This window comes from Pseudoalteromonas sp. M8 (assembly GCF_018141365.1).
Classification (GTDB): Bacteria; Pseudomonadota; Gammaproteobacteria; order Enterobacterales; family Alteromonadaceae; genus Pseudoalteromonas.
The window spans coordinates 201,196-214,497 of the sequence record NZ_CP047239.1; the positions used below are offsets into that span (position 1 = coordinate 201,196).

A 13,302-nucleotide genomic window follows, 5' to 3' on the forward strand; every position below is an offset into this window, starting at 1 on the left:
ATTTTTTGGAACTGAGAATTTAGCTATGTCAAATGCTGTAGAGACGCAAGCTGATAGTCAGGACCAACAGGGGCAAAAAGGGGGATTATTCAATCGCTTCTTGGCAACTGTTGAGTTCTTAGGGAATATGCTTCCCCACCCTATTACTTTGTTTGCAATGTTTTGTATCGCCATCGTGGTATTTAGTGGTATTGCCGATTGGATGGGGCTATCTGCCATCGATCCTCGCCCAGAAGGCTCCGCAGGTCGCGACCCCGACGGTGTCATTGAAGTCGTAAGCTTAATGAGTGCAGAGGGTTTGCAACGCATTGTGACTGGTCTTGTGACTAACTTTACTGGCTTTGCACCACTTGGCACCGTACTTGTTGCATTACTAGGGGTTAGTGTTGCAGAACACTCAGGTATGCTATCAGCTGCAATGCGCGGCATGGTAATGGGCGCTTCAAAACGCCTTGTTACGTTCATGGTTGTATTTGCTGCTATCTTGTCTAACACCGCATCAGAACTTGGCTACGTTGTACTTATTCCGCTTGCCGCAATGATTTTCCATAGCCTCGGTAGACATCCGCTTGCCGGTTTAGCCGCTGCATTTGCTGGCGTATCTGGTGGCTACAGCGCAAACCTATTGCTTGGCACAATCGATCCGCTATTAGCTGGTATTACGACGCCTGCTGCGCAGATGATTGACCCAACTTACCAAGTAGGACCTGAAGCGAACTGGTACTTCATGATGATTTCAGTATTCCTAATTGCCATCGTGGGAACCTTAGTCACTGAGAAAATCGTAGAGCCACGTTTAGGGAAATACGACCCTAAAGAAGCCAGCGTTGATTTAAGTGAAAACAATATCGAGAAGCTTTCTGCAAAAGAAAAATCAGGCCTCAAATGGGCGGGCGTATCACTACTCGTAGTAAGCATTTTACTTGCCTTAACCATAGTGCCAGAAGATGGCATTTTACGTCATCCGGTAACAGGCGAGGTAGCGGGCTCACCATTTTTAAAAGGGATCGTGGTATTTATCTTTGTTACTTTTGCTATTCCGGGTTTTGTGTACGGCCGTGTGGTTGGCACCATGAAAAATGACCGCGACATTATTGATGCAATGAGTAAAAGCATGAGCTCTATGGGCATGTATATCGTGTTGGTATTCTTTGCCGCTCAGTTTGTTGCATTCTTTAAGTGGACAAACCTAGGTACAATCCTTGCAATAAATGGCGCAGCACTATTGCAGGCGCTAAACCTAACTGGCCCTGAAGTATTCGTACTGTTTATATTCATGTGTGCACTAGTTAACCTAAGCCTTGGTTCATCATCAGCTCAATGGGCTGTCACGGCACCGATATTCGTTCCAATGCTTATGCTTATCGGCTATGCGCCGGAAACCATTCAAGCAGCGTACCGTATTGGAGATTCAGTTACTAACCTTATCACTCCCATGATGAGCTACTTTGGTTTGATATTAGCGGTTGCGACGAAATACAAAAAAGACATGGGTATAGGTACATTAGTAGCAACTATGTTGCCGTACAGCATGTTCTTCTTTATAGGCTGGGTAGCACTATTCTACGTGTGGGTATTTGGCTTTGGTCTACCAGTTGGACCTAACTCTCCTATCTACTACAATCCGTAGCTAATACTTTAAAATTATCTAAATGCCAGCATTTGCTGGCATTTTTATTTGTGAAAACCTCAACCCTCACCTAAGGTTGAATAGGAGACAGCGAAGAAGGAGCCGATTTTGGATACCAATAACATTGCAATTATTACATTGGTATTAAACTAACTTCACGTGATCACTGTTATTTTATGCCCTGTTCCTGAGTGATACACGTGACCTAACATTAGGTGAATTATGTATACACTCTTTTACTATCCACAAAGTGCGAGCCTTGCGCCTCATATTTTATTAGAACTCATTGGTGAGCCTTATCAACTTGAACTGGTGGATATCAAAAAAAACGCCAACCGTAGTGCACAATACTTAAAACTAAGCCCTGCCGGACAAGTACCAGCCCTCGTTGACGACGACTTTACCTTATTTGAAAGCGCTGCAATTTCTCAGTACCTTGCTGAAAAGCACATCGACAAGCAGCTTATCCCAACTGAGCTAAAACTAAAATCACAGTGCCTGCAATGGATGCATTTTATGAGCGCTTCTATTCACAGCGACTTATTGATGTATACCTACCCAGAACGACACACCCAAAGTGCTTTAATGTATGACGACCTTATTCGCTCGCAGCAAGGTCGATTAGAAGAAGGGTTTGGTATTATTGATACCTTACTTGCAGACAATCATTACCTGTTTGCAAATCAATTTACGCTGTGCGACAGCTATTTGTTTATGCTTTGTGAGCGTGCGAAGACATTTTTAGAAAAAACGCCTTCGCTTAAGAATTTACGCCGCTATTATCGCCAAATTTCGGCAACACCTGCTATTAGCAAAGCTTTAGAAATGGCTGAGTTTTAGCCTGAACGATTAACGTTAATAAGTACAATACCGGTCAGCACAGCAATCACACCCACGACTTTTTGCAGGTTAATAGGCGTATAAGGTACACCAAAGAGACCAAGCTGACCGATCACCATAGCTACCACCATTTGACCACACAAGTAATAAGCCATTAGGTTACCTATACCCATTTTAGGAATTAAAAAATAACAGAGTCCCACCCCTGTTGCACTTAGCACCCCACCTAAACACCACAAGTACCAAGGCACCGCTTTTAGCTCTGAGGTTGCTGGCAGCACGTTATCAGATACCCGAAAGGCAATAAAGGCGTAGAATGCGCTGACGGTAAACGCCACTCCAGCTGCCAATATCGGACTTTTTAATAAACCGCCAAGCTGTGCATTCATGCTTGCCTGCACCGCGATTGCACCACCTGCAAAAACGGCTAATATGGCAAAAATCATCGTCACACCTCAATATGCAGCAAGTCTCTCGATTTCCTTACTTTGCTTGTATTCGCGTTCACATCCGTGCTGTCACGAATGCCAATTGGCGCAATTAATACCGTGCGTAAATTTAAGGATGACAGACCCAAGATGTCATCGTAGGCAACCTTATCGATACCGGTCATTGGGCAAACATCAATTTCCATACTGGCGGCTACCAGTAGTAATGTACCGAGGGCCAAGTGAGCCTGCTCAGAACACCAGCTATATTGAGACTCAAAGTCCATGGTGTGTAGCGCGTCTTTCATACCCAATTCCATCTGCGCATAGACAAGCTCATCAAGGTTTCGATTCGCCTTAAAGTCTTGAATGTAGCGCTCTACTTGGCTATCTAAAGGTGACATATCCGCAGCAAAAACTAATAGATGGCTATTATCAAGCACTTTTTGTTGCCCATACGAATGCGGTAGCAATGCTTTTTTCATCGATAGCTTGGATATTTGAATAATCTTATAAGGCTGTAAGCCAAATGCTGAAGCACTCAACCCCGTCAGTTCGATTAACTTATCTACTTTGTCCTGAGCAATGGTTTGCTCAGAAAATTTGCGGACGGCGTAGCGCCAATTCAATAACGATTCTAGTTGTGATGTATTCATAAGTTGTTCTCCATTATGTGTGAGGCAACTTTAACAAGGTGAAGAGCTTGGCTCATTTACCTATGTAAACGAACCTGAATTTTTTAACGATTTTCTTATTCGGCTTAACTGTGTAGGAGTGATCCCAAGATGGGACGCTAAATGGTATTGTGGTACACGCTCAGCAAGTTCTGGCTGCTCTTTTAAAAATGCGAGATAGCGCTCCGTGGCATCTAACTGCACCATATAAAGCTCTCGCTTATCCTTTTCTAACAACCAGTTCTTTTCAAGATACAGTATTTGAAATCGCATTAATTCCGGATTATCCATTAATAGTGCTCTAAACTGCTTGAAATTGATTAGGACTACCTGTGATGTTTCAAGCGCTTGGATCCCTTGATTGGCGGGCTCTTGGCGATGTAGAGCATGCATCACACCAGGAAACTCCCCCGCCACAAAAAAACGCTTATTGTATTCCTGCCCAGCAGTATTGGTGTTTACTAATCTAACTAACCCTTGATGTAAAAATGCAAAAGTAGTCAGATACGCTCCTTCTTTGTAAAGCCACTCATCTTTCGCAAGTAGTTTGATGCTGGTGATCGCAGCAATAGCGGACCAGGTGTCTTGAGAAAGCGGGTAATAGGCGTCTACTGCTTGTTTTAATCTTGTTAGTGCATCCATGAGTTATAGCTTTATGATATTATTCGGATTAACTATTCCTATTTGCAGTGTCTATGTCAATCTCTAGCCATTACCAAGCACAAATTGAATGTGGAAATCTTACTCCTGATGCAGCGCAGCAAGCTGCAATTTCAGCTTTAGATGCCCTTTCTCGTTCACTCGCTAGTGGTCACTCGAATAAAGGCATCTATTTCTATGGCCCTGTCGGGCGTGGCAAGACAATGCTGATGGATTGGTTTTATGAATTCACTGACGTCACAGACAAAACTCGCCTACACTTTCATCACTTTATGCAACAGGTGCATAAAGAGCTCAATCAAATTCAAGGTGTGAGAGATCCTTTAAAGCGCATCGCCCAAAATTGGGCAGAGCAAACATCGTTATTGTGTTTTGATGAATTTTTTGTCACCGATATTGGCGATGCCATTATTATGGCGAGATTGTTTGAAGCCCTTTTTGAAGATGGCGTGACCTTAGTTGCAACCTCCAATTGCCACCCAACCGAGTTATACAAAGATGGACTACATAGAGACCGTTTTGAGCCAACAATTGCGCTGCTTATAAGTCACTGCGATGTCATATCTGTATGTGGTGAGACGGACCATCGATTTAGCAAAGGTACAACGGCAAACCACTACTTCGTCAACGATAAACAAGCATTTTGGAACGCCTTTACTAATGTAGGTGGCATATTCAAACCGGGCATCCTTGAAATTAATCATCGTCTAATTAAAGTGCTTGGCGCAAATGAAAGTGTAGCATGTTTTGATTTTATGGAGATCTGCTCAAGCCCTCGCGCAATCAATGACTATATTGAGCTTGCAGATCAATTTAGCTGTATTTTCATCTCAGAGTTACCGCTACTGGGTGTTACTCCAGAGAATAAAGATGTAGCGCAAGGAACTGAGGAAGGCTATATCCGCCCAAATAACTCAACGCAACCTAGGATTGGCGACGATGAGGCCAGACGCCTGATTGCGCTTATCGATGAATGTTACGAAGCCAAAGTACCGGTTGTTTTTTTGGCCGCTGCGCCCATATCGCAAATCTACCAAGGTGAGCAACTGGCATTTGCTTTCGCTCGCTGCATTAGTCGAGTGACAGAAATGCAAAGTTGGTCTCTTAGCGCCTACTGAGCTTACAATTTTTATAATTGTATAAATTACAAACGAGTGCTAACCTGCTGCAAATAATAATAAAAAGTATGTTTCTATGAAAAAGTTTCCCTTGTCAGAGAGTACTGGCGACAGTGACTAATCAACAAAAACAAGCTCAGCCCTTTATTCCTGACTCTTTTATGCCACCAACGAGGGTTAGCACATCCCATTTTTCTTTTACCGTGCTCAATGAGAAAATTGCGATAGTAGATTATGAGCTGGTGATGGCTAATCAAGTACGCTTGCAAGGCATATTTGGTCCGAATTCAGACTGGCCGAAAGCTACTATGACTTATGAGGAAAACATTGCGAGTTTAGCCACCCACAAGGAAGAATTTATGTCGCGAGCGGCATTTGCCTATGCGGTTTACACCAGACACAGTGAAAAGTATATCGGTTGTGTCTATATCGATCCGCCACAATCTTCAGATTTTGATTGTGATGTCTATCTATGGATAGGAGCAGAAGATATCACATTGGATAACCTAGTCTATCAAACAATTACTCATTGGTTAAAAACGGCATGGCCATTTTCTAAACTTGCATTTCCCGGTCGAAACGTTGCATTCAATACAGAGTAAAAAAACAATAATTTAAGGAAAATCATAATGAAAGTTCGATATGCACTGCTGCCACTCATGCTGGTTTCAAGTCTTTGCTCCGCAGAAGCACTGAGCAACAAGGTTAACGCTTACTTCGAGGCACAAAAAGCCGTTGAACACCAATATTCAAAAGAGTCTGATGTTACTCACCTACTTACGCTTTTAACGCCAGATGCCTCATTCGAGCACCCTCGCTTTAATGCCGTATTGTCAAAAGAAGAGTATAAGAAAGGCTTACTCAGCTATCTAGGCCAATACGGAAAATGCGATATCGAAGTCACAAACATCATTGAAGGCCTTAATGCGGTGACCGTTGAGTATCTACATCCTTGCGTTGATCAGCAAGGTAACACGGATGAAAAAGAAAATAAGCAAAAGCTTATGACAGTGTTTGAGTTTAGCGGCGAAAAAATAAAGCGTATTCGCCACTATTTTTAAGTGGCAATAAATACTCAAAAAATAGACCACATCGATTACCTAAGTGGCCTATTTACGCATTTTGATTATCACTCACCAAGTAATTTAGTTAGCCGCTCTTTACGAGCAACAAAGACATCGTAGCCACCATCACCCTTCGATGACAATGCCAGCGCTTTGTTTACTTGCTGTAAAGATGCTTGGTATTGTTTGTCGGTTTCATAGCCATATGCTAAGCCGTTGTAGGCATCTGCATTATTTGGATAGCGTGAAACGCCAAACTTAAACAACTTAATTGCTTCTTTCACGTTACCCATGCTTACGTGGTAATAGCCAAGCTCTCTGATCACTGCTTCCTGTGGCTCAAAAACCTCGCCATATTGAGCAGACAGTTGTTGATAATACTTAGTAATAGAGCTCAATTCACCGGTATACGCACGAGCAGGCATTTGAGTTGGCAAAAACAGCTTTTGATACGCGCTAAACATACCAGCTGCAGACACAAGTCCATGAGGAACATTGTCGTAAGCCTCACTGAAAAAGCGCAAATCATGTGGTTGATTTGCTGCTAGAAAGCGTGCCATATCATCGTATCTTTCGCGCATCACGCCACCTTCCTCACCAATTGTGATATATAGAAAGTTATTTAGCTGCTTCGTTTTGGAAATAAATGCTTTGGTACTCTTTGCTGTCGCGCCAAAGTTCCACCATACCGCTGGGCTATAAGCAATATGCGCTTGAAATAGCTCAGGCTTTTCCTGCAAAGCATAAAGCGCAAAAGTACCCGCTGCAGATGCACCTGCAATGACTTTAAAATCATGAGTGCGATAGGTCTGGTTCACATAAGGAATAAGTTCAGTCTCGATAAACTCTAAAAACTTAGGTGCCCCGCCGCCAATATCCATAGGTCCTGCAGGCTCTTTATTCTTAGTTGGATAAAGATCTCTTAACCTGTCTGTATTTTCGATTGCAACAATAATAACTTCAGGTGCGGCAGAAACGTTTGCTCCTTGCAAACGCTCAAGTACAGCGGTCATCAACGGAAGGTTGCCTTTACCATCAAGGCGATAAATCACAGGGTATTTTTTATTGGGGTTGGTGTGATAATTTTTGGGTAGTTGAATTGTAAAAGTTCTCTTTTCATCAAGTACTTTTGACATCAAGGTTTTTGTTTGTTGCTCATATTCTTGCTTTGTCTTTTCTTCGGACTCTGCCATCGCAGCTACCGAAAAGAAAGCCGCTAAAGTCACAGCAAACAAGCACTGAACTGCCTTACCAATTCTCATTATTATTATTCCATTTAGTTGATTTCACTAACAAAGCTAGCATAATGGTTCAGGAATTGATAGCACCCCATGTCCCTCTTGTTGCTAGCTTACTTTTTAGATAGTCAGCGCATACACTTAAACGGAGAAATACAGCAAGGCGGCAATCACAAAGAAAACAACAATAACGCTGCTGCAGTTACCATTTCTGCCACTTCCTTTTAAGATTTGGCCTAAAAAGCGTTCACTTACGCGATGGTTACTTAACTAAACCATCGACGTTTTTATCCAATACACTATAAATGGCTTTCATGGCGGGATCGACACCATTGAAGTAGCTTGCAGAGTCCGGCAATACCGGCATATGTGGAGCAATCCAAATACGGTGGTCTTCTGCGCGAGAAGTTTGGTGAAACTGCGACGAAACGAGTCCAAACACCCCACTGAACGGTAAACGGAACCTTCCAGCTTCACCAATATGATTTGGCCGAGAACCACTTGGCTCTCCAACCAATATGGCATTGGTAAAGCTATCAATATTGGTCAAGAGGTTTTGCGCTGCAGAAAAGGTATTACGTCCCATCACTACAAATAACTTGCCTTCTGGCTTTGCCGCTTCAAAATAAATAAGTGCCTTTAGTAATGGTGGTAAGATGGAGCCATTGCCACCACTATTATGTCGTAAATCCAGCACCAAGTGATTTACTTCACCGTCTTTTATTGTCTCTATCAACTCCGCACTAAATTGCGCTAGCGACTGCGTTTTCATCTGTGCAACGGCATTAAATTGCACGTACAAAACCTCATTGCTTTTATCCACTTCGTACCAATAAGGTTTATTGACGTTTTGCAGATATTGTGGGCTTTTTTGATGATTTTCTGGCAAAGTCGGAAAGCCGCGAAACTCGAATGATTGGCCACTAAGGCGAATGGTCTTTTGCGCGCTCTGCGCATTTTCTACCGTGATAGACACTTCATTTGACGCATCGATCAACTCTAGTCCAGCGAGTACTTCGGGCATGGCGAGATAATAAGGCGCAAGCCAAAGCTGCTGCATTTCATTATCTCGCGGATTAATCTCGGCAACTTTCGCCATTGCATCTGCGGTTGGTGTTTTCGCAAAGGCTGTGACTTTATAGCCGATTAAATCACTAAACTCATCTTCAGCATCAACAATGTAAAGGCCATCGGTAAAGGCATAAAACTGCACTGGCAAACGAGTGAAATTCCCTTTTTCTCCGAAGGTCGGCACGATAAAGTTATGCCCGTTACCAAGCGCGCCTATCATTTGCATCATACCGAAGACAATTTGCTGATCAGTTAACTTGGGTATATCTGAGCGCAAATTATTTGCCAACGTAATTAAATCCAGGTTGTTACTTGCCTGTTCGTTAACATGCAACCGCTTAATTTCTGAGAGTAAGAAATCTAAATCTGCATTCCACTGCTGATCCCGAGTGAGCGAAGTGTCTTTATAGTTACCTGTAAGACGCTGAAATTGCATATTATCTTTGATGGAGTCGAAAACGCCTTTATTTGCTAAGCTACTGCGTTCGTCGTACCGCGCTGACAAAGACTTACTCAGCCACTGATTAGCTTCATCCACTTTACCTAGTGCAGCATACGCGCCTGCAATCTTTATCATAATGTCATTTGAGGGGCGCGAACCGGTAGGAATATTGGTTAGGTTTACACCCAGTGACAACGCCTTTTTCAGCGCAATGATAGCTTGCTCATAATGCGCTAATTGTATTTGCGTTAATCCCAATAGATACCAAGTGTCTCCGTCATCTTGATACGACTTAGTAAGCTTTTGCAGTTGTGGTAACGCCTGCTGCCAATTTTTGCTACGTACCAACGCTAGTGCGTTGATCCGTGTATTTAGGTAATCCACTGGGGATTTAACATCTAGTTGCTGTGCAACATGCACTTGTTCGCTCGTTGATGTCAGCACCCGAATAGGTTCAGCCTTTGCAGGCTGCGCGATAAACAAACTACTAAAAGTCAGGTAAGTGGCCACATGAGTGAGAAAACTTGAATACATCATCTTTATCCTTGTTATCGATTTAACTCCAGATTACCTATAACGACTTTATATAGCGTGCAATATCAGGATTTTGTACTTCTAGGACTTTTAAAAAACACTCAGAATTAAGCATAAGCAATTGTTTAATATACTTATATTAATTTTGAAAATTGACTTGGAGTGTAACCCGTTTGCTTTTTAAAAACACTGTTAAACGAGGATTTTGAGTTAAACCCAGCATTCATTGCGAGCGCTAACAAGTTGGGCGTTGTTTGCTTTTCGCACTGTAGTTGCTGTTTTACCTCATCGACCCGCAGGCTATTGATATACTCATTAAAGTTGTAACCACCACAAGTATTGATGGCCCAAGAGATATCCTTTACCCCAAGTCCAATAACCTCAGCAACGTCGTGAATAGTCAGGCGTGGCTGTCGATATAAATAGTGCTGCATAATCGTGTTATGAATTGCATTGAATATCTCGGTTGGATCTTCTGACTGTTTGTCCACCTCATTGAACGTTATTTCTTGGGCTTGCGTTATAGAATCTTCGAGGTGTGGTTGATTGTGTACTTTGACAACTAGGTAAAGATTAATTGCAAGTAACCAAACTAAGTCAATAAAATACCAGAGTGCTTTAGTGCTGATGTCGTTGTATGTTTGCATATTGAGTCTAACCAAATCCACCAGAGCAAAGATCACAAACAAGACAACCGTTGTTCTTATCCATTGTAAATCGCACGTGTTGACGTCCGCTCTGATCTCCGCGGATGCTTGCTGGTAAAAGCCAACAAGTTGCACCGTAAAAGCAAAATAAATCAACTGACTGACAGTGCCAAACGCAATCACAAGCTGGGTGTATTCAGTAAATGGAAGCGCCAGCAAAACAGGTAAGAAATGTACTAATCTTCGCTCTTGCTTATCCCGATTAGCATGCAGTAGATTTTTAAACAGAAAATAGACTAAAGGCCCAGTAGCTAGGGTAAATACAGGCGTGATAAGTAAATAGCTTCTAGCCCCTAACGCTTCTTCAGCAAAATTGGTTGTCATCAGCACACATTGACATAACAAATAGATGACGAGCATTCTTGCGCGTGGTTGATTGGCAAAAATTAACATTGCGAGGAGATAAGCCCCAAGAGAGGCGAGTTGGATTACATTAACTGGAACAATGTGAAATGACTGAAGCACAAGCCGTATTTTTATAATTATTTTTCGCTATTGTACGCCACATTGGCTAAAAACAACAACGCCAGCGTGCTAGCTGGCGTTGTAAATAAAGCAAAAAAACAATTTTACTTCTTCTTTTGCTGCTTACGTACATTTGCAATACGAGAGCGGTTTTTTAATCTCGCTTCTGCACTTGCTTGATTCGAAGGCTTATTCACCCGCGCCTTACGACGTTGATGCGCGGGTTTCTTCTGGATAGTTTCAACCAGTCTTTCACGATTTGCCACTTCGTAGCCCGGCAGATAATAGCGTGAAATTTGCTGCTCGATTAACTGCTCAATATGAATAAGGTCAGATTCTTCTTCGCGGCTTACAAAGGTGATCGCATAACCAAACTGACCTGCACGACCAGTTCTTCCGATGCGGTGAACATAATCTTCGGCAAGATAAGGCACATCGTAGTTAACCACGCGTGGCAGGCCAACGATATCCAATCCGCGAGCTGCGACTTCGGTTGCAACCATAACGCGTACTTTGCCTTCGGTGAACTCTCTTAAAGCGCGACGACGAGCGCCTTGAGTTTTATCGCCATGACATACATTTGCATCTATACCATCAAGCTTTAACTCTTCAACTAGCTTGTCCGCGGTTTCTTTCATATTGACGAACACCAGCACTTGTTGCCAGTTTTTGGTCCCGATCAGCTCAGATAGTAACTCGCGCTTACGTTCTTCTTTAACTGGATAAACAACGTGGCGAACCGTGTCGGCTGTACTATTTTCTGGCGTCGCTTGGATTAACTTAGGGTGTTCCAACACTTGTTTCGCGAACTGCTTCATTGCCGACGGGAAAGTTGCAGAAAACAACAATAGCTGCTTTTGCTTATCCACCAGCTCAATGATTTTTTGCATGTCGGTGATAAAGCCCATATCTAACATGCGGTCAGCTTCATCTAACACTAAGTGTTTAACGTTACTTAACGTGACATTACCTAGGCGGATATGATCTAACAAGCGTCCAGGGGTTGCCACTAAAATATCCACGCCCTGCTTTAAGCGCTCAGCCTGGCCATTGGCGTTAACTCCGCCAAACAGTGCCTGCACTTTTAAGTCTGTGTACTTAGCAAATGTCGCACAGTTGTTGGCGATTTGCTCGGCAAGCTCACGCGTTGGCGCCAAAATCAACGCTCTTGGCGTCGACTGTGCTTCAGCCTCAAGCAATTTTTGGATGATAGGTAATGCAAAAGCTGCGGTTTTCCCTGTTCCAGTTTGCGCTGTTGCGAGCACATCACTACCTTGACGGACAGCTGGGATAGCCGCCTGTTGAATTGGCGTTAATGTATGAAAATTGATGTCTTGCAGCGCATCTAAAAGAGGCTGTGCGAAACTAAATGAAGAAAACGTTGCCATAATAACCTACGACCGAGTCAAAAACGGTCGCAGATTATAAATGACAAACCGACTTTTAACAAAACTTAAGCAAGGTTTCGTCAATTAATTTTGGTGTCGAGCCAACAAAGTCACTTTCTTTTAACTGAGAAAGGAGTTCAATCCCCTCTTTTTGCTGTGCTGGCGACAGTGGCACATAAGGCAATCTAAATACCGGTTTGACTGCGCCAGTCATAATTAAAGCTGAATTGATAGCAATTGGATTTGGTTCGCAAAAGAGCCAGTTCATTAACGGTTGCAAAGACTGGTTAAGCGCTTGGTTAGGCGTGTCCATCAATTGCCTGAACAAGCCCGGAATAATGTTTGAAGCAACAGAAATAACGCCATGAGATTGGCTGTTATGACGGCTATCGTGGGCTTGATCATCGTTACCTGACCAACACGCAATGCCTTTCGCTTCATAGTGTGCGATACGCTCATCACCCGCACATTCTTTCATACCAACAAAATGCTTGTGGCTGGCCAGCGGCTCAATGATATCAGGCGTAATGTCTTGTCCCGTTCTGCCAGGCACGTTGTAAATAAAGCCAGGACCGATTTCCAAGACTTCTTTCAAGTGTGCCTTCACACCCGCAATTGAGGTTTTACCATAATACGGGTTTATTTGTAATGCACAGTGCATACCTGATGCAAACCCATATTCAGTCGCTTTTTTTGCTTCTCTGGTGTTATTGCTGCCAGTGTTACCAACAATCAGCAGTTTATCGCCAAACTTATTCGCAGAATGGGCAATGAGCATTAAGTGCTCTTCCCAATTCATCAGTTGGCCTTCACCCGTGGTGCCACCGACAACAATACCATCGACACCGCCGGCGATTTGCGCTTCGACTAGCTTGTCGTAAGTATCTAAGTCAATTTCACCCGCCATTGTGTAAGGGGTTTTAATAGCGGTAATTAAGCTTGCTTTTTTTATTGATTGGATCTGATGCATGGTCTTTCTATTACTCTTCCAGTTGACAGCCATTTTTACCATAAATCTGACTGAGATCCGACCCATAAACCTG

General features: G+C 43.0%; 13 protein-coding genes. 5 read left to right on the top strand and 8 right to left on the bottom strand.

The window, feature by feature from the left end:
• The first annotated feature begins 25 nt into the window (after window positions 1-25).
• Both GSF13_RS00800 and GSF13_RS00805 read left to right on the top strand, forming a co-directional pair.
• Entirely contained in the window at window positions 26-1,630 is a 1,605-nt protein-coding gene (locus GSF13_RS00800) for an AbgT family transporter (protein WP_029215800.1), read from the top strand.
• A gap of 222 nt (window positions 1,631-1,852) precedes the next feature.
• Window positions 1,853-2,470, top strand: coding sequence for a glutathione S-transferase family protein (locus GSF13_RS00805; RefSeq protein ID WP_211865647.1), 618 nt, complete (start codon window positions 1,853-1,855; stop codon window positions 2,468-2,470).
• Here GSF13_RS00805 and GSF13_RS00810 read toward each other — a convergent pair.
• From GSF13_RS00810 to GSF13_RS00820, 3 genes are read right to left on the bottom strand one after another with little or no spacing between them, the layout of a single operon-like run.
• The gene (locus GSF13_RS00810; protein WP_017216748.1) at window positions 2,467-2,916 is read right to left on the bottom strand and encodes a DMT family transporter; all 450 of its coding nucleotides are present in this window, start codon (window positions 2,914-2,916) and stop codon (window positions 2,467-2,469) included. The two genes, GSF13_RS00805 and GSF13_RS00810, sit on opposite strands and share 4 nt — an antisense overlap.
• Window positions 2,917-2,918: 2 nt before the next feature.
• Window positions 2,919-3,554, bottom strand: a complete 636-nt coding sequence (locus tag GSF13_RS00815; protein WP_211865649.1) for a nitroreductase family protein — start codon at window positions 3,552-3,554, stop codon at window positions 2,919-2,921.
• 60 nt (window positions 3,555-3,614) lie between these two features.
• Window positions 3,615-4,214: a Crp/Fnr family transcriptional regulator gene (locus GSF13_RS00820; RefSeq protein ID WP_211865651.1), complete on the bottom strand. Its 600-nt coding sequence runs from the start codon at window positions 4,212-4,214 to the stop codon at window positions 3,615-3,617.
• A gap of 53 nt (window positions 4,215-4,267) precedes the next feature.
• On the opposite strand from GSF13_RS00820, the gene zapE reads away from it, so the two are divergent.
• From zapE to GSF13_RS00835, 3 genes are all read left to right on the top strand, one after another.
• Complete coding sequence (gene zapE, locus GSF13_RS00825) at window positions 4,268-5,350, top strand: cell division protein ZapE (RefSeq protein WP_211865653.1); 1,083 nt, start codon at window positions 4,268-4,270, stop codon at window positions 5,348-5,350.
• 113 nt (window positions 5,351-5,463) lie between these two features.
• Window positions 5,464-5,952 carry a hypothetical protein gene (locus GSF13_RS00830; RefSeq protein WP_174169251.1) on the top strand — a complete coding sequence of 163 codons (489 nt, stop codon included), beginning with the start codon at window positions 5,464-5,466 and terminating at the stop codon, window positions 5,950-5,952.
• Window positions 5,953-5,979: 27 nt separating this feature from the next.
• On the top strand, window positions 5,980-6,411 hold the full coding sequence (locus GSF13_RS00835; protein WP_206471954.1) for a nuclear transport factor 2 family protein: 432 nt from the start codon (window positions 5,980-5,982) through the stop codon (window positions 6,409-6,411).
• A 68-nt stretch (window positions 6,412-6,479) separates the two neighbouring features.
• On the opposite strand, the gene GSF13_RS00840 is transcribed toward GSF13_RS00835, so the two are convergent.
• The 5 genes from GSF13_RS00840 to GSF13_RS00860 form a co-directional block, all read right to left on the bottom strand.
• Window positions 6,480-7,676: an alpha/beta hydrolase-fold protein gene (locus tag GSF13_RS00840; RefSeq protein WP_211865655.1), complete on the bottom strand. Its 1,197-nt coding sequence runs from the start codon at window positions 7,674-7,676 to the stop codon at window positions 6,480-6,482.
• A 238-nt stretch (window positions 7,677-7,914) separates the two neighbouring features.
• Window positions 7,915-9,702, bottom strand: coding sequence for a CDC27 family protein (locus tag GSF13_RS00845; protein ID WP_249122655.1), 1,788 nt, complete (start codon window positions 9,700-9,702; stop codon window positions 7,915-7,917).
• Between the two features lie 131 nt (window positions 9,703-9,833).
• Window positions 9,834-10,730 carry a helix-turn-helix domain-containing protein gene (locus GSF13_RS00850; protein WP_206471952.1) on the bottom strand — a complete coding sequence of 299 codons (897 nt, stop codon included), beginning with the start codon at window positions 10,728-10,730 and terminating at the stop codon, window positions 9,834-9,836.
• A gap of 245 nt (window positions 10,731-10,975) precedes the next feature.
• A complete protein-coding gene (locus tag GSF13_RS00855; RefSeq protein ID WP_010605367.1) occupies window positions 10,976-12,259 on the bottom strand; it encodes a DEAD/DEAH box helicase in 1,284 nt (427 codons plus the stop codon).
• A 55-nt stretch (window positions 12,260-12,314) separates the two neighbouring features.
• The gene (locus tag GSF13_RS00860) at window positions 12,315-13,229 is read right to left on the bottom strand and encodes a dihydrodipicolinate synthase family protein (RefSeq protein ID WP_174169255.1); all 915 of its coding nucleotides are present in this window, start codon (window positions 13,227-13,229) and stop codon (window positions 12,315-12,317) included.
• Between the last annotated feature and the right edge of the window lie 73 nt (window positions 13,230-13,302).